We start from the raw sequence: 20,730 nt of genomic DNA on the forward strand, positions 1-20,730 counted from the left end.
AACAAGTCCATGCCTGCCACCGATTTAGCCGTCCGCTCCCTCAGCCAGCTCGTCGTCATCGACGTCCAGGAAAGGCTCGCCGCCGCCATGGACCAGGATGCCATGACGTCGGTGGCGCGTTATTGCGATATCCTGCTGCAGGCCTCCCACCTGCTCGACGTGCCCGCCATCTGCACCGAGCAATATCCCAAGGGCCTGGGCAATACGATCGCCGGCCTGCAAGACAGCTTGGGCCATGCCTGCAGGATAGAGAAAACCGCGTTTTCCTGTTACGCGGTGCCCGCGTTCCGCGAGCGATTGCACGCCGACCGGCCGCAAATCGTGCTTGCAGGCATGGAAGCCCATATCTGCGTGCTGCAGACCGCATTGCAATTGCAGCGGGACGGCTACCAGGCAATCGTGGCGGAAGATGCCGTGCTGTCGCGCGACCCGGCCAACAAGGCCAATGCATTGCCGAGGCTGCGCCAGGCGGGCGTGATCATCAGCAATACGGAATCCATCGTGTTCGAGTGGCTGGGCATTGCCGAAGGCGAAGCCTTCAAGGCGGTTTCCCGGCTGGTGCGGTAATCCGGCCCAGTCGGGCCGGGATTACCTATCGGGCATGTAGCGCGACACCAAATCCGCAATGCGCTGCGTAGCGCCTCCCGCGCTGGCGCTGAATTCCAGCGCCTTCCAGCTCATGGACTGGCGCAGCTCCGGATCGCCGAATAGGCGCTGCAAGGCCCGCGCCAAGTCTGCCACGTCCTGCACGCGCCAGGCAGCCTTGGCCGCAATCGCCATTTCCGTCGCCGCGGCGAAATTGAACGTATGCAGGCCGACCAGCACCGGCTTGCTCATGGCGCTGGCCTCGATCAGGTTCTGCCCGCCCAGCGGCTGCAAACTGCCGCCGATGAAGGCGGCATCGCAGGCCGCATAGTAGGCGAACATTTCCCCCATGCTGTCGCCCAGCACCACCTCCACATTGGCGGGTACCGCCTGCGATAGCTCGGAGCGTCGCAAGAAATGAATGCCGCGCCGCGTCAACAGGTTGGCTACCTCGTCGAAGCGTTGCGGATGGCGCGGCACGATGACAGTCAGCAACTGCGGCAATTTTGCCGCAGCAACCGCATCCAGGATCATCGCCTCCTCGCCGTCTCGCGTGCTGGCGGCCAGAAACACCGGCCGAGTACGGCCAAAATGCTCGCGCAATGCCTCGCCCTGCGCCGACGCCTCTGGCGGCGGCGTCACATCGAACTTCAAGTTGCCCGTCACCTCGACCGGCAAGCTATGTCCATGCGCTGCAACCAGCGATTGCAAGCGCTCCTCATCCTGCATGGTCTGCGCCGCAATCGCCGTCAATTGCCGCAAACCATTGCCGACCAGGCGTCCCAGCCGGGCATATCCTTGCGCAGACTTTGCGGAAAGCCGCGCATTCACCAACAGGATGGGGATATCGCGCGTCTTGCAGCCTGCAATCAGGTTGAACCACAGTTCGGTTTCCATCAGCATGCCCAGCCTGGGCTGGAAATGCCCGAGGAATCGCGCAACCGCGCCCGGCGTGTCATAAGGCAGATAACAGCGCAACACGCTGTCGCCGAACAATTGCTCCCCCGCCTCGCGCCCGGTGGGCGTCGCATGCGTAATGAGGATTTGGTATTGCGGATATCGCTGTTGCAGCAGCTTGATCAAGGGCGCCGCGCCACGGGTTTCCCCGACGGACACGCAATGCATCCAGATGACGGGCTTGGTCACCGGCGTCTTGAAAAAACCGAACCTTTCCCCCCAGTGCCGGCGGTATTCCGGCTGGCGCATACCGCGCCACAGCAAACGCAAAGGGGCAAAAGGCAACAGGAGATAAATCAGGAAGGTGTAAATTAGGCGCGGCATCAGCCAATTTTCGCATGAATACAGGGCATAATCACGCTTCGTGATTTTTGCCTCTACCTGACAGCGGTGACTCCAAGAACCTTCGTTTTCCTCTTGACTGCTTTGCGTGGGCTGGATATCGGCCAGGTCCAGCAACAGGACTTCAGTTCCCACTCATCATGCATTGCTGCCTACCTGAAACTTCCATTGACTCGCCCAGCCAATACTTTCCAGGCAGCAAAATAAAGCGAAGCAAGGACTCACCCCGCGCCAAGACGCTGCAGGTAAAAGGCATTCGTCCAGCCTGCCCCTTTCCGATGCATGTCCATTCGCTCATGCACCAAAAAACACCCTTGACCAACACAATAAAATGACATAACTTTCCATTCACTCACTATATGTTGTGGTCGGCGGATATTCCGCAACATTTAAGCGGGTATTCAAAAAAACAGCGAATTCAGCCAGAAAACTAGAGAGGATCCCCCCATGCTCAAGGCCGTGAAAACTGCTAAACCCGCAACTCAGGAGGCCGACGTGCCAGAGGTCCCGATGCAGTCCGTTTCCCTGGACATCTGGGACAAGAAGTACCGCCTGAAAACCAAGCAAGGCAGTTTCATCGACCAGGACATGGACGACACCTACAAGCGCGTGGCGCGCGCCTTGGCGGATGTGGAAGAGACCGAGGAGAAGCGCGGCCTGTGGTTCGAGAAGTTCCTCTGGGCGTTGCGCCGCGGCGCGATTCCCGCCGGGCGCATCACTTCCAATGCGGGCGCGCAGGAGCACAAGCCCGCCACCAGCACCATCAACTGCACCGTCTCCGGCATCGTCGAGGACAGCATGGACGGCATCCTGGAGAAAGTGCACGAAGCAGGTCTGACCTTGAAGGCAGGCTGCGGTATCGGCTATGAGTTCTCCACCCTGCGCCCCAAGGGCGCGTTCGTCGCCGGTGCGGGCGCTTACACCAGCGGCCCGCTCTCGTTCATGGATATCTACGACAAGATGTGCTTCACCGTCTCGTCCGCCGGCGGCCGCCGCGGCGCGCAGATGGCGACCTTCGACATCTCGCACCCCGACGTGACCGATTTCATCAAGGCCAAGCGCGAGGCGGGACGGCTGCGCCAGTTCAACCTTTCCACCTTGATCACCAAGGAGTTCATGGAAGCGGTGAAGGCCGACGCGGAATGGAAGCTCGCCTTCCCCGTCACGGCGAAGGAAGCCGAGCAGGACGGCCTCGACGTCGACAATGAAGAAACCGTGGTCTGGCGCGAATGGCCGGTCAAGGACAAGTACCTCACGCGCGAATCCGACGGCAAGGTAGCCTGCCGCGTCTACAAGACCATCAAGGCACAGCGCCTGTGGGACGTGATCATGTCTTCCACCTACGATTTCGCCGAACCCGGCTTCATCCTCATCGACCGCGTCAACGAGATGAACAACAACTGGTACTGCGAGAACATCCGCGCCACCAACCCATGCGGCGAGCAGCCCTTGCCGCCTTACGGCGCCTGCCTGCTCGGCTCTGTCAACCTGACCAAGTTCGTGCGCCAGCCATTCACCGACAGCGCCTATTTCGACTGGGACGAATATCGCGAAGTCGTCGCCATCTTCACACGCATGCTCGACAACGTCGTCGAAATCAACGGTCTGCCGTTGCAGCAGCAGCGCGACGAGATCGCCCGCAAGCGCCGCCACGGCATGGGCTACCTGGGGCTGGGCTCCACGCTCACCATGCTCAGGATGAAATATGGCGAGGCCGATTCGCTGCAGTTCACCGAAGAGGTCACCAAGGTCATGGCCGAGGTCGGCTGGGAAGTCGGCGTGGAACTCGCCGAGGAAAAAGGCGCCGCGCCGATCATGGAGGAAGAATTCGAGATCACCGCCGACCTCTTGTCCAAGCGTCCGGAAATGGCGAAAGACGGCATCAAGCTCGGCGACAAGATCAAGGGCAAGGTGCTCATGGGCCTTTACAGCCGCTACATGCAGCAATTCCCGGAAAAACTGCGCAAACAGATCGCCAAGACCGGCTCGCGCTTCAGCCACCACAGCTCGATCGCGCCGACCGGCACCATCTCGCTCAGCCTCGCCAATAACGCCAGCAACGGCATCGAGCCGTCGTTCGCGCACCACTACAGCCGCAACGTCATCCGCGAAGGCAAGAAATCCAAGGAAAAGGTCGACGTGTTCTCCTACGAACTGCTCGCCTACCGCGAACTGGTCAATGCGGACGCGATGCCGTTCTCCGACAAGGCTGAAGAGCAATTGCCGGAATACTTCCTGGATTCCTCCACCATCGCCGCGAAGGCCCATGTGGACATCCAGGCCGCCGCGCAGAAATGGATCGACAGCTCCATTTCCAAGACCATCAACGTGCCGACCGACTACGATTTCAACGACTTCAAGGACATCTACCTCTACGCCTACGAAAAAGGCCTCAAAGGCTGCACCACCTTCCGCTTCAATCCCGAAGCCTTCCAGGGCGTGCTGGTGACCGAGAAGGACCTCGAGAACACCACCTACAAGTTCACCCTGGACGACGGTACCGTGATCGAGGCCAAGGGCAACGAGGAAATCGAGTACGACGGCGAAATCCACACCGCCGCCAATCTCTACGACGCCCTCAAGGAAGGCTACTACGGCAAGTTCTAAACAATATCGCAGACAAACGGATTAAGAGTCCGTTTGTCTGTCCCAGTGACGCACGCGCACAGGAGACGAACATGGCAATCAAGATCGACAAGAAAATCACCGGTTACAACGTCATTACCGAAGAAGACAAGCTCAAGGCGGAACAAGCCGCCGCCGAGCAAAAGGCGCACGAGCAGAAACTCGCCGAAATCGTCCAGCTGGGCGAACCGCTCAGCCGCCCGGAAATGCTCATCGGCAACACCTACAAGATCAAGACCCCTGTGACCGAGCACGCCCTCTACATCACCATCAACGACATCGTCATGAACGAAGGCACCCCGCAGGAGCACCGCCGCCCGTTCGAGATCTTCATCAACTCCAAGAACATGGAGCACTTCCAGTGGATCGTCGCGCTCACGCGCGTCATGTCGGCCACCTTCCGCAAGGGCGGCGACATCACCTTCCTGGTGGAAGAGCTCAAGAGCGTGTTCGAGCCCAGCGGCGGCTACTTCAAGAAAGGCGGCAAATACATCCCCAGCCTGGTCGCCGAGATCGGCGAGGTGCTGGAACAACACCTCTATCAGATCGGCATGCTGAAGAAATCCGGCCCCGACGAACACCAGCAGAAACTCATCAACGAAAAGCGCACCGAATACATGGAAAAACACGCCAAACCAGGTGCCGAAACCAATGCCGAAGGCTTCCCGCCCGGTGCGCAACTTTGCAACAAATGCCAAACCAAGGCCGCCATCGTCATGGACGGGTGCCTGACGTGCCTCAATTGCGGAGACAGCAAATGCGGTTAAGGCAAAGCCCGCAAATGCGGGCTTTTTGTTGTGTGCATAAAGGCATAAACCTAAATTCACTACCCATAAACATAAATATTTACTCTCAATAACTTAAATGAAAAACCCCTCAAGTGAGGGGTTTTTTTATGAAGATGCTTATCTAGTACCTTATACGCAATAGTAATATAGTCTTGACTTTTGCTAATATATTGGGAATAATCGAAGACCTGCCAAAACCAAGGAAGATTTTTCCACATGTGTGGAAAAATAAATTAAAACGAATAAAATTAATTACTTAGAATTACCCGAACGGGTGGCATGAGTAGAAATGATGAACCCCGGAACAGTTAGAGCTGCCCGGGGTTCTGGTGGATTTAGTTAGCCCAAACCCACCGATAGTCTGCTCTTTTAAACCCTGCATGTCAATTTTCACGACATGCAGGGCGACCACCCTTTTGCGCTAAAACCGTAAAAGGAGAATGATAATGCAGTATCGCGACACCTATGATGTCAGCCTTGGCATCACAATAACCTTCCCACCTGCCGGCCAAATGGCTAGGCAATCTATCAACCGAAGTCAGTTACATCAACGATACAAAGGCATTTCTCACAAAGCCGCTACGTTGAGGACTGTTCGGTGTGAGTCAAAAGCTGAAATCGAATTCCAACGCATGTTGGAATGTATGCCTGATGTTATTGACTACCGTGAGCAACCAGCCACCATCAATTTTCTTCAAGATGGCGCGCGAAAAAGACACTTCCCGGACTTTCTAGTGGACTGCGGTGATCACTATCCCACCTTTGTGGAAGTTAAGCCCCATCCAAGCAAAATCAACCAAGAGATCATTGATCGCACGCAGTTGCTTAGTGAAAATTTACCAAAACTTGGGTTTCGTTACAGGCTTGTAACGATGTCTGAGCTACCTACTCTTGTAGTTGAAAATTGCCACACTCTTCTCTTACACGCTCGCAGACCGCGACTTAAATTCCTTACAGATTTACCACACGATGGAAGTTTCAATTCCCCCTCAACTTGGGGAAGTTATCTTGACACACAAATACCTCTAGCAGCTCAGCTTATTTTGTCAGGACATTTACATATCAACATGAATGCTCCATTGGAAAGCGGAAGCATTGTGTCTCTTACACCACCATCAGAAGGGAAATTATCATGGAAAAACTTAATTTAATTCCTGGTAAGAAGTTCAATTTCAATGATGAAACTGTGGTCATCGAAACGGTTACCAGTGATGGAATATCGATATCTGATGAAAAAGGAAATTTCACATTAATTTCCTATGATCAACTATATGGAAATTTAGTCCATAAAGAAATTACACCAAGCACATCAACCAGGGTTAATCCTTTTAAACTTGAAAAAATGATCAGAAAATTACCAGAATTAAGTGACGATAAGTGGGAAATTATAAACAAAAGAAGAAGATACATTAAAGCATGTGAAGGTCTTCCCCATGGTGAGCTGATGAAGCAAGCCATCCATGCTGAGCACAAATCAATGAATGATCCAGACAAAGAACCATGCATTGGTACAGTCAGGAATTGGAGAATTAAGTATGAAGAATCAAACCAAAAGCCAGAATCGTTACTGGCTGACAACTCCAAGAAAGGGAAGTACGAAAGAATTGACCCTTATGTGAGAGACATTTGCCTTAAGAAAATACACGAAAATTATTTAACGCTTTTAAAAACTTCCATGCAGATGACATTAACAGAAATTATTAATGAGATAAATGAAGAAAATAAAAATAGACTGTCACATGAAAAATATAAATACCCCAGCTTCGAATACTTACGAAGGCTAATAAATCAAATTCCCAGATACGAACGTGATTTGGCACGTGAAGGCGCTAATTATGTTAGAGCCAAGTATAGACAGGTGCTAAATAAACCCAAAACGTACCCTATTGGTATGCATGTCGGTCAAATGGACCACACAACATTAGATGTCATGATTATCGATGAGGATGGTAGATTAATTGGAAGACCAACATTGACGATCTTTATTCACGTTCCATCACGATGTATCTATGGCTACTACGTTGGATTTAATCCTCCCAGTTTAAATATAGTGGCTAAGTGTTTTAAACACGCTGTTTCACCAAAACCTGATCTCACTAACAAACATGTACAAATAAAAAACAAATGGCTACCCTTTGGAACCTTTGACTTATTAATGGTAGACAACGGATTGGAATTTCATGCCGCAGACTTTGAAAGACTGTGCGCATATATGTATACGGAAATTCTTTACTGTGGTCGTGGAACACCTTGGGAAAAACCAAACAATGAAAGATTTTTCCGCACATTAAATACACAGCTTATACATGCCATCCCAGGTACAACTAAAAGTAACCCAAAAGAACGTAAAGACTATAAGTCAGAAAAAAATGCCAATGTAACACTGGATATGCTTAAAGCGATCTTGAACAAGTATATTGTTGACGTCTACCATGAAAAACCTCATCAAGGACTGAAAAATGAGTCTCCGCGTCAAGCTTGGCAACGACTAATTAACCCAAGTCAAATACCACTTATGACAGACATCGATGATATTGATCTCATATTTTCAAAATCAAAAATGTTAACCGTAGATCATCGAGGAGTTGTATTTGAGGATATTTGGTATTCAAACAAGAGTCTACTGGATCTAAGAAAACAATATGGGGCAGCGTTCAAGACAGAAGTAAGATATGACGAGGATGATCTCAGCAAAGTTTGGGTATTTCTTCCTCAGGACACAGATAGATACATCGTCGTTGAAGCAAAAGATAAAGAATATACTAAAAATTTATCTCTTTATATGCATAAAACCATCAAAGAATATTGCAGGAAAAATGCTTTACCAAAAGATAATACGAGTTGGCGTATTGCTTTAGCTGAGATTTATTCTATTTTCCGAAATGAACCTAAAAAAATTGGTAAACGTGCAGGGAGATTCATTGAGCCTTCTTATTCCCACAGCGAACCACAAATTGATAACGAGAAAATTGCAATTAACCACAGTGAATCCAATACCCAGCCTGAAGAGGAGTCTCCTCCAACCATTGCATTCACAACTCGAGTTATTAAACGCCCAGGAGGTTATGATGAATAATTTCTCCTTAGCTGACCACATAGAAAAGCTTGTTGTTGACCATAGTGCTTATAAAGCCGCCTTAAGAAAACTACATGATGTCTATGAGAACTCCGTACGTGGCTCAAGACATAACTCTGTTGCGATCATTGGTGAGTCTGGTACAGGTAAGTCCACACTAATTTATGACCTTCTCACTAGAGTTCCAAAAACAAAGAACGATGAGGGTTGGTATATCCCTATCCTGTATATCTCATTACCAAACACTCCCAATCTTAAAAATACTTACGAGAAAATTCTCAAAGAATTAGGAGATCCTCTTTATTTAAAAGGAACATTGGGCGATAAGCTACAAAGAATACTCATCCTATTAAGAGCATGCAAGACCAAAATAATCATCATTGATGAATATCAACGTTTGGTTGATAGGCAAACCTTGAAAAAAATTCTAGATATCAGTGAAATGGCTAAAGACTTTATGGATATGGATATCGGTATCATCGTATCTGGACTGCCCTCTTGCGAGACTGTCATTTTGGAAAGCAGCCAATTTAAACGCAGAATGTTGTCTAGCGTATACCTCAAAAGATTTAATATTAGTAAGAATAGCGACACAAATGAGTTAAAAATCATCTTGGACGCATATCAGAGAACAATGGAGGAATCATTTGAAAATATTCCAGCACTTTCATCACCGCATTTCGTTAATGCATTTTTCTGTGCCAGTGGTGGATTCATCGGCTATGTTTCAAAAATCATTACCCAGACTGTCATTTCTGCGATTAAGTCAAAAAAACGATCACTAGAATGGAAGGATTTTTCTGATGCGTGGAAATACAGTGTGCCTGACCACACTGTATGGAGTCACGCGGGCGATCCTTTTTCTCCAAACTTTGAACTCGGACAAATACCAGACTATATCAAGTTGGCTCACCAGGTAGGTTGGGATGAGGTTAAAAACAATCCAAATTATGCTAAGAGTTCTAGACGTAGGACCAGGCCTGATGAGGTGTTCCAGAAATGAAGACATTAGTCGTAACACCTAGGCCTTTTCCTTACGAAAGCTTCCCAGGATATCTATTGCGCCTATCAGAATCCAATGGATATACAAAACCTTCTTTGATCTTGACGTACGCAGGGATAGATAATGATCACTTTACCATCAACCCCAGTGTTTACTCTTCATTGAGCAATGTACTTGGTTTTAATCTTGCGGAATATTTTTCAAGCTCAGACCACAACAAGTATGCATCTTTAGCCCATGACATCGAAATTCCAGATATCTACATGGGGTGCAATTCACCACGACTCTGTCCAATTTGCATCAAACAGAATGGATACCACCATAATTTCTTTGATACCAAATATGCAATTGGATGCCCAGATCATGCTCTATCATTTAAGAGGCAATGTCCTACTTGCGATAGAAAATTGAAATGGAACAGACCGGGTCTATTGAAATGTAACTGTGGACATACACTTGAACACATCAACCGCGAATTACCAGCTGATCTCACTCAAGTACTGCATTTGATAAAATGGAGGTTATATAAGGATGAACAATCTTTAACTAAAATATCAGCCTCAGGTTATCCATTAGAACACTTGTTAAATCTCGACCTGAATGCGTTCCTCAGTATTTTCAGGCGGTTGGAGATTCGGCCCCAACTACATATCCAGAACTCAAGTTATAGTACAGCTAGGGAAAGGTCTCTTGAAGCTGCACATGCACTTCTCCACAATTGGCCAAATGGATTTTGGGACTATCTTGAGAATCATGCGGTTGAACCTGATTCCTCTCTGAATATTACAACGCAATTCCGCACGTTTTATTATGCGTTTTGCTTAGCTGGCCAAAGAAATAAACCTATTGCTTTCTTGCATAAAAGCTTTATAGACTTTGGCAATCAGCGCTGGAAGAAATCTACTCTGGACAAACGGTCCTTGAAGCGTGCAGATTTAATACCCAATATAATGGGCATCAACGCTCTCGCTGATTACTTAAAGGTAACCAAACCAACTGTCATGCAATACATGAAGGACGGTATCATTTCAGGTAAGAAAATTAAAGCTGGCGCTAGTGTCCGCTATATTTTTGATGTTAGCTCACTTCCGTTCTTGCCCTCTGAAGGGGAATCGCTAGATCAAAGGCACGCTGCTGCTTGGTTGAAGATACCAGTGAACCTCCTTAAAGCTTTAAAGGCAGAACGAGTATTAATCTTGGACAGGCTCGCAGTGGGTACCCACGGATATAACCTTCTATCTTTACAAGGCTTCCTGGATAGAGTGATAAGCATGGTAGTCAAATCGCGTAGAAACAATAATGGTGCCGCAGTCACGCTGCAAGATATCTTGAAGAAGAAACACATCCAGCATACTGCGATAGCCAAACTCATTGGTCTAACCTTGAACGGAGAGATTATTCCTGTTGCTGGTACAAATCTGCCTAGCTTAACTTTCTTGATTGATGATCTTCAGAAACTGCAGCTGCGGCACAATTTGAATTTCCTAACAGGTAAGATTCACCTTGAAACTTCAAAATCGCTTTTTTAGATCAATGTACACCACATACCTAGTGACTTTGATATATACAAGAACTCGAGTTTGCACTTAAGTCAAATTTGCTCCCATGCGTTTACCCTTGCACAAATCTCCTACATCTAGCCACATCTAAACTTTTTAGAATAGCTGATATGAAAACGCCTTATGTTCGTCATTATTTCGAAGCCGACCTTCTAGCCAAAACCCGCAACCGCTTAGGCTGGGCGACTGTTAGTGTTGCGTCTTCTATTGCATGGCCTCAGGAAGACGTATTGGTCGAATACGATGGAGTCGAGTACATGCTTCATGGAGCACGGCAAGAGGGGGAGCATAGGATTGCTCCGGCAATTAGTACGCCAGCAACTACCAAACAGCACTTCGATGAAGCACTCTCTCGGTTGTATCGCTTTACATCCATCTTAGGATTTTTTAAGAGAGGATATGTAGATATCACTGGCCGGATGTGGGCGACACATATGAATCGCTTTGGCGCTGGTCCGGATGCCTTCGCGACGCTCCTGCAAGGTGGGAACAAAAGATTCAGTTGCAACCACATGCCTATTATTGAGGACGACAAAGTACGCAAGGCGCTTGCCTTTTTCCGAGAGGGAAAAAGACTGGAGAGAGTGCACCAGCCGTACTCCTTTTTGTCTTTCTTCAAGGTGTTGGAAAGCCAGTTCGATACGTCTCAGCAAAGAGTTGCATGGATCAACCAGAATCTGGATGCTATCAATGAAGGGCGTGCTCTGACGCGCATCAATAAACTGCGTGCAGAGAACGTCAACGTCAGCCAGCACCTATATGATTCGGGGCGCTGTGCCGTTGCTCATGCTAGCGTAGATGGAAATATTATAGATCCCGACATTCCAGCAGATCGTAAGCGAATTACCGCCGACCTAGACATCATCGACGCCTTGGCATATCGCTATCTAAAAGTCGATGCCGGCGTTCCTGATGAAATGGATCTTTACTTAACACGGGATCGGACAGAGCCTTGGCATGCACTAATCACGCCTGAAGCGTTAGTTACGCTAAAAGGCGGTGGTATAGTCGAAAATATTGAAGGGTTAAGCGGCCTGAATGGTGCAGCTGTATCAGTCCGACTGTGGCCAGATCAACCACCTAAACAATTTCAAAAAATGACCTTATTGCCTATAGGGAGTGGCAATGGGGTCGTGAAGCTCATTGCAGTAAGTGCACGAGAGTCGATCGTATTGGCGTTTGCCCTAGACGTGGCGAATGGACGCATCCATACGCTACTTAATGAAAGTGGGATGCGCGATGACTTTGAAATTACTGAGGAAGATGTCGAAGACTTTACGCGTTATTTCCATAGTGTTGTGGGAAATGGATCCGTGGAGTTAGCGATCGAAGCAGTTGAACCGGTTAACTGTGAGGTAGTTATTCCGGTGAACATCATTCCGCGTGCTCCAGAGGAGGCTGTAGCTCAAGCACTAGAGCAATTTAGGCAATCCAAGGTTGCTCGGGACACATAGGCTGAATTGGGTGCTGGCCAATCCACACAAACTAACATAATTACACCATTGACTCACAGCTCGCCCCTCTCAGCTAAGGATCTAAAGCCCAAGCAGAGGGCATGATCTTCTTCCAATCGGCCAAATTGGACCCACACCGAGTCTGCTTAGAGCATCTTTTTAGGCGCACAGACCGGCCACTTTTCTAGGTAACTGCACTGGTTTGAGAGTGCGCTGCGAATGCAGCACTTGGGGCAAATAGTTGCCTAAAACACGACACCGTCTTTCGCCGACCATTGGGAAAAGGTTCTATGGATGTGAGTGTGAGTTTGAAAGACTTTCTGTCTAGCCTCATTGGTAAGCAAACTGTCCTCCATCTTGTTAAGCCAGTCACGTTCGCCCCAGTTGCACCAGACAAGCACCTGCCGAGTCTCTTTAAGATAGCAACGAAGCAAGTCGGCTCGAATGTATAGCAGCTTGTACTGGTTGCCCAAATAACCTTTTCCTGCTTGTCTGTAGAGCGTTGCTGGACGGCCACTTGAGTCGAAAAAGTCGACTCCGCGGTTGCAACAAGAAAGTCTGAGACGCTGAATCAGGCTTGGTGCAGGGATATCAAAACCAGAGAAATTATTGTGTTCGGAGTGACATGATTCCCATGAAAATTGAATAGATGGTAACTCAACCCGGACACCCGGAATACGGCGATAGGTGGGGCAGTCGAACTCAAAAACAGTAGTGTCCTCGTCGTCCGCTACCTCGCCTGACATTGAGGCAATCTTGATAGTCAGTGGCTCTTTCTTAGGGGCGCTGTAGTCAGGCACGTACTCATCGAACGCCTCCGTTGTCTGGCGGCGGTATTTGCCATTCGACTTGAGAAGATGCCGAGCAAAGTTATGACGGTGGCCCGCCTCACCAGCAAACAGATAGTGCTCTTTTGCTCCCTCTGGGAGCTTGTTATTACCTGGATAGTCAATCGATAGGAACTGCGATCTCAGCTTATCCACATCATTCTTGGCCAAGAACATCCCACGTAGGAAAGCGAAGATCTCACGATCATGCGTACTGTCAGACTCTTGGACAAATCCTTCAACGAGCACCCACTCTCCTTGATGTCCATTGATCTCCGAAACCACAAGAAGAGAGTGCCAGTCCGGCGTATACCCCCCTACAACCCAATCCTCAGTGGTGGCAGCTGGCGGACCAAAAGTGTCCGGCAAGGGCGGCGTCCAATCAGGGGGCGCTTTTGGAAACGATGGATCCACCCCGCAGTCGGGAGGTCTGCTGCCCTGGCGCCAATCTGGGAGTTTGCGGTTCGCGTCGCGCTCCCCCCACATCTCGAAGTAAGCGATCCAGGAATACTTTTTCCCGTAGCGATCCACATCGTGTTCTTCGCGAGAATTCCAAGAGTACCGTCCAATCTCCGAGTCGATATCTTTGAATGCCTCATCCCGATACCCCAAGGCGAACATGCGACTCTCGATCTTGGCGCGAACCCGAACATATTCTGGTTTATCGTGGTCATAGTTTGCCCTATTGGGAATCAGTCTACCAATAGTGTAGTTACCGAAATCCATGTGGATGGCGTGTCCAATTGCGTCCTTGACCGAGCTGTCGGGATTTCCATTGCTGGAGAATGTTGACGGCGTATTCGAAAACGGTCGGCTGAGGTGGTGGACAGAGGTATTCGGTAGCTTGACACACCCAGCTCGCTGGGCCACTTCAATAATGCCAAGCGCGTAGTCCCGAATCAGCGCGTGGTGCGTAGCGTAGCGGGCACGAGGAGCAAACATTTGGCGGTAAATCTTCAGAGCCAGGTCTCCAAGTAGAGGTCGGAACGAAGCCGCTTTTTCTGAATCGACCAGAGACAGAACCGTCCCATATGTGGCTGCAAGTACCCGCTCCGGAAGGTATGGGTCGTTGAAGTCCAAACATATCAGAACGTGCGAGAACAGCACTTCTGGATGTTGCTCTCCGATTAGTACAAGTGCCTTGGTCGCAAGATCGCGATCGTTACGAACAACGGTAGTCAGGACCAAGGAGAACAACACCACAAGTTCGGCAGCTGCGTCGCGAGTCATGGTCACAATGTCGAGTTTCTCTGCCCATGTCAGTAGTCGATGGATGGTCGGCGACGCGTATCTTCGTCGCAGATATTCGGACCATTGCAGGTCTCGGTCAGCCATCGGGTAGCGCGACAGATAGTTGTATAGCCGCTTAGCATGATAAGGATGATTGGGCTTCGTCGCGACGGCTGCCAACGCATCCACGACGCGCTCCCAGGTCCGAGAGCCTGCGCCCAAGTACTTGTTGATCACAACTCGCGTGCCCTCGGTGAACGAGGTCGGATTTCTCCAAAAAAGTCCCTCGATGAGCGGCTCGAAATACGCATTCAGACTCTGTGCATTCCGCGGCAAGGAGAAGAAAAGTTCACAATTTTTTGGAGGGATCTTCTTCCCGACACGCTCCGGGAACTCCGTGATCAGTGCTTGTGCCCATCCAGGCTCCGCATAGTGGCCGAAGTTTTGATCGGTCAGCCGAAAGACTCTCCCCAGCGGAGAGTTGGCAGCAAAGCTGCCCTTGATGGAAGCTGGCGATGACACATCTAAGTATGCCTTGAGTAGGTGCCTCGCTATCAAGTGGTCGCTGAATCGCTGATAGGGCAGTCGGTATACCACTCGGGATTTATGCAGCCCGGACTTCGTTGAGTACCAGATGGCATCCTCTTCTATGAGCCCGTTTGTGCGCATCGCCTCCAGTAGCGAGCGCCTTTGACCAGGTCGTAGTGCAGGGTAGCTAGCAGCGACAATCCGGTCTGCCTCTGACGGAAGAACATAGCCGCGAAGTTTCGTTGCCATGCATGGAGCAAAGCCGGCAATCCGCTTGTCAGCGAACTGCTCATTACCTTTCAGCAAGATCCAGCAGCCCTTGGGCTGCAACCCAAAACCGTGTTCAATAGGTTCTCCAACGCGATTGACAAATGACTCCAACACGTAGGTCATGCCACGCTGTCCAGAGGCGATGCCTGCAAAGCCCTTTGCCAGCTTCTTGCCGGACAGGCTCTGCAGTGATTGACAGATAAGCTTCAGCGTAAGAGGACGAGAAAACTCCCTGTCCAATAGCGGAACCTCAGGCAGTGGTAACTGGTAGTACTGGAAGAAGGCCGCCTGTGCATCGAATTCTTGGTCATCGAAACCGTAGTGCTGGAGACAGTGGAATTTTTCCAGGTCTGACTTCTCAATAGCCATGGATTCGAAAGGAGTCCGACAGGTAACGACCAACCCTATGTTGGGATGCTCAGCCACGATAGAGAGCAAGGCATTGATCGCCAGCCTCCACTCACGCCTACGCCCTTCATTGACTCCATCGACAATGAAGATTGCTCGTTCACTTGCCCCTTGCCCTGCCGCATCCAGTTCGGAGAATTTGGCCTCTACCGAAGTGGAACTTCCGAGGCGTGCGCAAATATCTGTAAGCACTTTGCCCTCGAAGTTCTTTGCCAGTACTAAGACCGTGGGAGCTTCACGAGTAAGGCGCTCACTTGTGACATCGCACAAAAGGTGTGTTTTGCCCGTGCCCCACTCGCCGCCTATCAGGAGAATCGGGTTAAAAAGCAGCTTGAACGAGGGACTGGTTGCATATTCGGTTTCGTCGCGAACGACTCCCAGGCACCTGTAAATCGAATCCATGTTGGCGCGTACAGTATTACGCGCGGACGAGTAACTGCCGTCGTCTGCGTCGAGCTTGGCCTCCTCTGCCCGCCAATAGGCAACATCCTCCATCAAGCTTGTTTCAATTTTTGACACCCGGTCTGCCCATTCATCAGCCGCGGCGGCGTCGCGCGAACGTAAGCGTCTCATCATTGTTGGCAAGGATGTGCAAGCGGCGTCAACGAGGTGCTCGATCTCAGCGGGACGTTGGCTGTGATGTTTAGCACGGCTCCAAACCTCTGCGAATTCGTCGAGAACTGATTTGAAGCGAGCTTGTGCTGCATCACCACATGCAACGTTGTCGATGGCGGTAGATAAGGCGGCAATCCGAAGATTAGGTGCACTCTTATCTACTCCGGGCGTATACCTTTGCCCTGCTTGATTTATCTGCTCCCTGCAGAGATTTGCGAGTGCTGCTGAAAGTGATATCTGATCAAAGGTCATGGCTTACTATGTAGCAGTTTATCCAAATGGTGAATCGGCCAGTCTTTTATAGACAGTTTGTTGCCTCAGAAAAGTATTGCCGTTCGTAGTTTACTGGGGAAAGGTTCGCGGCGTGACTATGCCGACGAATCGGGTTGTAGAACATTTCGATGTAGTCAAAGATATCCTGGCGTGCCAGCTCCCTGGTGGGATAAATTCTGCGCCTGATGCGTTCGCGCTTGAGCAACTGAAAAAAGCTTTCTGCGACAGCGTTGTCATGGCAGTTTCCGCGTCGGCTCATGCTGGGTTGTAAATTATGGGAAGCCAGAAAGGCGGCCCATTCGTAGCTGGTAAATTGGCTCCCCTGGTCAGAATGCACCATCACGCTTTGTTTGGGTTTGCGCCGCCAGACCGCTGCCAATAATGCTTGTAGAACCACGTCTTTACTCATGCGGGCATCCATCGACCATCCGACTACCTGGCGCGAGAACAGGTCGACAACCACAGCCAGATAGAGCCAGCCTTCATGCGTGCGGATGTAGGTAATATCAGTTACCCATGCGATATTGGGCGCGGCCACATTAAATTGACGGTCCAGGATGTTGGCCGCCACGTTATGCACGGCACCACTATGGAATCCGGGACGGCGACGATAGCCAACCTGGGCACGCCAGCCACGGCTACGCATCAACCGCGCGACACGATGCCGGCTACAGGATTCTCCCAGGGCCAGCAAGTCGTGGTGCACTTTACGATACCCGTACACTCGGCCACTCTCAAGCCAGGAGGGCTTCATCAGCTCCAGCAAGCGCAGGTCTTCATGATGGCGCTGGCTATAGGGATTGCGCCTCCAGGCGTAATAGCCGCTGGGGTGAACCTCGAGCACTTTACAGAGCCTGCGCACGGGATATTGAGTCGCATATTGCTCAATGAACGCGTACTTTATCCGGACTCCTTGGCAAAGTACGCGGCGGCTTTTTTTAATATGTCGCGCTCTTCGGTCAGACGTTTTACCTCAGCACGCAGGCGTCGAAGCTCAGCGGCCTCACTGCAATCTTGCTCACGCTGCGGTGCCGACTTGCTGTACCGCTTGACCCATGCATACAGGCTGTGGGTCGATACACCAAGCCGCTTGGCCACATCGGCCACCGGACGCTGGTGCTCGGTGATTTGTTTCACCGCTTCGAGTTTGAATTCTTCTGTAAATCGGACCGTGCTCATAATGCTCTCCTCTGTGAGTATTATGAGGCTAAAAAGTGTCTATTAAACTCTGGCCGATTCATGGTTTAGTGCGCACCTATCTAGGATAGTAGGGGCGAGTAATTCAGCTTAGACATAGAAGTTCAATAAAATGCATATCTTTGAAGTAACTCCCTCTTGAGAGATTCCAATTCACGACGAGATAAGACTGGTTTGATACGCTGCTTTGCTATTAACGCCTTTTGGTCCGCAATTTCTTTTTTTTGTTGATCGCTGAAACTTGGGGCATAGGACTCCAACTTCGCCATTTCTGCTTCAGCAGCATCAATTTCAAGACAATAAGCAAGCACCACTGCATAATGACTTCTTACAGCAACAATTCTGTCCAACATTTTGGCTTGAAGTACCGTAGGTAACACGTACTTTTCAAGAACTCTTCTAGCTTCCTCAAAATCATTAATGAATACAAAGTCATCCGCAAGGTCTTGGCCAACTCGCACAATGGAATCAAGTGCACCTACAAGTGAATAAAATTTCATTGCATGTATTCTGGCTAATATCGCAGTTCGGCCAAGCTTTTTTGTCACAATTGCAAGAAGCTCCAATGCATCAGCCAGATGCTTCGTATCGTCCTGCGTTGCGTGTAGCCGGCTAACTAACTTTAATAGTGCTTCTTGGCTCAATCCAATTACTTGCTCTGGAGTAATACCTATCGTTTCATAGTATTTCTGGACTACCTCTAGAGCTTGCGATTCAGCCTCATCATATTGCTTTAAAGCAAATAAGGCACAAGCGGCATTATATTGAAAAACAAGATAGTGCTTAGGCTTACCGGGAAGCATTTCCTCCATTGCCTGCCTGGCTCTCTGTACAGCATTTTGGTTACCGGAAGCAGATTCGAACGTCATCTTTTTCATGATGAAAGTCATGCGCTCCTGATCACCAAGATCGTGCTCTCTTATCAACGATTCCATTGAATCTAGCTTAGCTTGCTGATTCTCTTCGATACCACGTTTAAAGCCAGAAAAGATTAATCCGTCAAATGCCCATACTTTATCCTTCGGGCTCACCGAGGGATCTTGAATCAGTAGTTCTAAGCTTTGCCAGATGCTTGGTGCAATTCCCAGTTCGTGAAACATCTCTTCGCCAACGAGATCAACCAGAACTTTAATTTCGCGCGTTTCAACCAACATTCGAGTATATAAAGAAAATCTCGACGTATCTCGGCTTTCTATAATTGATCTATGTAAGATTTCTCTAAGTGAAGCTTTGGATTTTTGAGATATCTCATCCCCTAATTCCTGAAGATGTCTTATACCAAAAATTCGCATGGCATCGTGTATCTTTATCGCGTTGGAACCAAACACCTCTACAACACCTACTCGGCGTAACTCCCGAATGATTCCTGAACATACTAAGGAGTTAATTAAAAATGTATCATTGAGTAATACACTTATCTCATCCTGTTTAAGACCGATGTCAGAGAGACTTAAAACAGCAACTACATTTTTTGCTCTCTCGGGCAATGCATCAAAAAATTTTTCTAAGATGATATCCTGTGCTGTCTCTGCAGTTTGGGAAAGTTGTTCAATTGAAGTACAAAATGCTTCTAGGTCTCCCTCATGCTCTCTAACAGCTATACGCGCTGCGCTTTCCACAAACAGAGGAGAACCTGCTGTTAGGAACTGCAATCTTCCAAATGCCGCTGCACTACCTGTCGCACCAATCGCGCTACATGCAGCAGCTATTTCATCCAACCCCCATCCATTGAGGTGTTCTATTGCAACACCTGTAACTGCTTCGATTTCACGTGTAGATCCGATGGGTTGGCAAAGTAAAACAAACTGTAATGAAGTTAGGCCTTCAAACGATTTTCGCAAGCTATCCGCCTCAACCTTATGAGCATTGTCTATGACAACAACGGGCTCAATTCCTTGTCTTTTGAGAAAAGTGTCCAGAATCCTTAGAGACTCCAATCCAGTTACGCCGGGTAATAGAATCTCTTTGCGTACACCTTGAATATTCTCACTGAATTTTCCTGCCAATTCGCGTACCAGAGATACAGCAAATGCTTCGCTTGGAATATCTGCACAATCAAAGTAAAGCCAGGTTTTACTGCTGTGCATTGCTGCCTGAGAAGCCCAGGAAGTTTTACCTGCCCCTGAAAATCCAGAAATGATTCTAATTAGCTGATTGGTATCAATTACTGGTTCATTTTGTTGAGGCCTGTATGGAATTGGTGGAGCTGGAAATTGCTGGAGTTGAATCAACAATTGTTCAAACAGTTCAGGCAACTGGTTGACATTGAATGAATGGTCTTCGAAAGGAGGATTTCCAGCTGCGGAAGCAAGGACTAGACCTGCTAGCTTCCATACTAAAGAATCAGCTGATATCGTTGCGTGAGGCAATGCTTCTGCTTTAGCAATACACCACTCAGTAGCTTGCTCTAAGGTATTCCAAGCAGGCGGAAGCGATTGTAACTCTTCCGGAACATTTGATTCTGGACATGAAAAAACAACATCCCCCAAAGCACCGTCAGCGATTCTTCTGGCGAGTAAAGGGCCGGGGTTTTGATTTGCAAGAATTATAAAATTTGCATGTCCACTGCGTCTTCCAGATGCATGCTCTTCGCGCAAAAGCTGAAATCGCTCAATTGCTCCATCAATGTCACTCAGAATAATGGGCTTACTGCGAGTCTTAACTTGAATATAAATTCTTTTAGTCGAGGTAACGATTTCTACGTCTTCATCTCTTTCGATTAGAACAAAATTCGCTCCGATTTCCTGTGCGGATAGTAAACATGCAGCAGCGTAGAGGTGCTGATAAAGAAAGCCCCTATGTACTGCATCAATTCTCTTTTCTTGTGCTGGATCAAGCGTCGGTTGCATCATCTTGCAGCCCTTTGATAGCTGTACTTATCAATGTATCCAACTATTTAATTCGCATAAAATAAGTTGGGGCGGGGTATTTTGGATTAAAAATACAGAAATATACATCACAAAAAACATACAACTCTATGTTTTTCACTTCGA

At 49.0% G+C, this 20,730-nt stretch carries 12 protein-coding genes; 8 read left to right on the forward strand and 4 right to left on the reverse strand.

Translation table 11 applies throughout. From position 1 onward, the window contains the following. Window positions 1-9: 9 nt before the first annotated feature. Window positions 10-567: an isochorismatase family protein gene (locus tag ACWXTG_RS09825; protein WP_407993329.1), complete on the forward strand. Its 558-nt coding sequence runs from the start codon at window positions 10-12 to the stop codon at window positions 565-567. Between the two features lie 21 nt (window positions 568-588). On the opposite strand, the gene waaA is transcribed toward ACWXTG_RS09825, so the two are convergent. After that, window positions 589-1,866 carry a lipid IV(A) 3-deoxy-D-manno-octulosonic acid transferase gene (waaA, locus tag ACWXTG_RS09830; protein WP_480221225.1) on the reverse strand — a complete coding sequence of 426 codons (1,278 nt, stop codon included), beginning with the start codon at window positions 1,864-1,866 and terminating at the stop codon, window positions 589-591. Window positions 1,867-2,331: 465 nt separating this feature from the next. Between waaA and ACWXTG_RS09835 the strand changes: the two genes are divergently transcribed. From ACWXTG_RS09835 to mauJ, 7 genes are all read left to right on the forward strand, one after another. Beyond that, entirely contained in the window at window positions 2,332-4,491 is a 2,160-nt protein-coding gene (locus tag ACWXTG_RS09835; protein WP_480219762.1) for an adenosylcobalamin-dependent ribonucleoside-diphosphate reductase, read from the forward strand. A gap of 71 nt (window positions 4,492-4,562) precedes the next feature. Next, a complete protein-coding gene (locus ACWXTG_RS09840) occupies window positions 4,563-5,276 on the forward strand; it encodes a TSCPD domain-containing protein (RefSeq protein WP_480219763.1) in 714 nt (237 codons plus the stop codon). A gap of 467 nt (window positions 5,277-5,743) precedes the next feature. Further along, window positions 5,744-6,448, forward strand: coding sequence for a Tn7 transposase TnsA N-terminal domain-containing protein (locus ACWXTG_RS09845; RefSeq protein ID WP_480219764.1), 705 nt, complete (start codon window positions 5,744-5,746; stop codon window positions 6,446-6,448). Then, window positions 6,430-8,373: a Mu transposase C-terminal domain-containing protein gene (locus ACWXTG_RS09850; protein ID WP_480219765.1), complete on the forward strand. Its 1,944-nt coding sequence runs from the start codon at window positions 6,430-6,432 to the stop codon at window positions 8,371-8,373. Before ACWXTG_RS09845 ends, ACWXTG_RS09850 begins: the two co-directional genes overlap by 19 nt. After that, window positions 8,363-9,376 (forward strand): TniB family NTP-binding protein, encoded by a 1,014-nt coding sequence (locus ACWXTG_RS09855; RefSeq protein ID WP_480219766.1) that lies wholly within the window; start codon window positions 8,363-8,365, stop codon window positions 9,374-9,376. Before ACWXTG_RS09850 ends, ACWXTG_RS09855 begins: the two co-directional genes overlap by 11 nt. After that, complete coding sequence (locus ACWXTG_RS09860; RefSeq protein ID WP_480219767.1) at window positions 9,373-10,905, forward strand: TniQ family protein; 1,533 nt, start codon at window positions 9,373-9,375, stop codon at window positions 10,903-10,905. The genes ACWXTG_RS09855 and ACWXTG_RS09860 overlap by 4 nt, the downstream gene beginning before the upstream one ends. A 140-nt stretch (window positions 10,906-11,045) precedes the next feature. After that, window positions 11,046-12,389 carry a methylamine utilization protein MauJ gene (gene mauJ / locus ACWXTG_RS09865; protein ID WP_480219768.1) on the forward strand — a complete coding sequence of 448 codons (1,344 nt, stop codon included), beginning with the start codon at window positions 11,046-11,048 and terminating at the stop codon, window positions 12,387-12,389. Window positions 12,390-12,634: 245 nt separating this feature from the next. On the opposite strand, the gene ACWXTG_RS09870 is transcribed toward mauJ, so the two are convergent. The 3 genes from ACWXTG_RS09870 to ACWXTG_RS09880 all read right to left on the reverse strand — a co-directional run bounded on the left by ACWXTG_RS09870 (window position 12,635) and on the right by ACWXTG_RS09880 (window position 20,589). Continuing rightward, the gene (locus ACWXTG_RS09870) at window positions 12,635-16,519 is read right to left on the reverse strand and encodes an NACHT domain-containing protein (RefSeq protein WP_480219769.1); all 3,885 of its coding nucleotides are present in this window, start codon (window positions 16,517-16,519) and stop codon (window positions 12,635-12,637) included. Window positions 16,520-16,565: 46 nt separating this feature from the next. Further along, window positions 16,566-17,719 (reverse strand): IS3 family transposase gene (locus ACWXTG_RS09875; protein ID WP_480219770.1). Its coding sequence is split into 2 segments (ribosomal slippage): window positions 16,566-17,485 and window positions 17,485-17,719, totalling 1,155 coding nucleotides; the frame shifts between segments, so codons are not numbered across the junction. A 122-nt stretch (window positions 17,720-17,841) separates the two neighbouring features. Beyond that, window positions 17,842-20,589 (reverse strand): dsDNA nuclease domain-containing protein, encoded by a 2,748-nt coding sequence (locus ACWXTG_RS09880; RefSeq protein WP_480219771.1) that lies wholly within the window; start codon window positions 20,587-20,589, stop codon window positions 17,842-17,844. Between the last annotated feature and the right edge of the window lie 141 nt (window positions 20,590-20,730).

The organism is Methylobacillus sp. DLP286 (genome assembly GCF_056636515.1).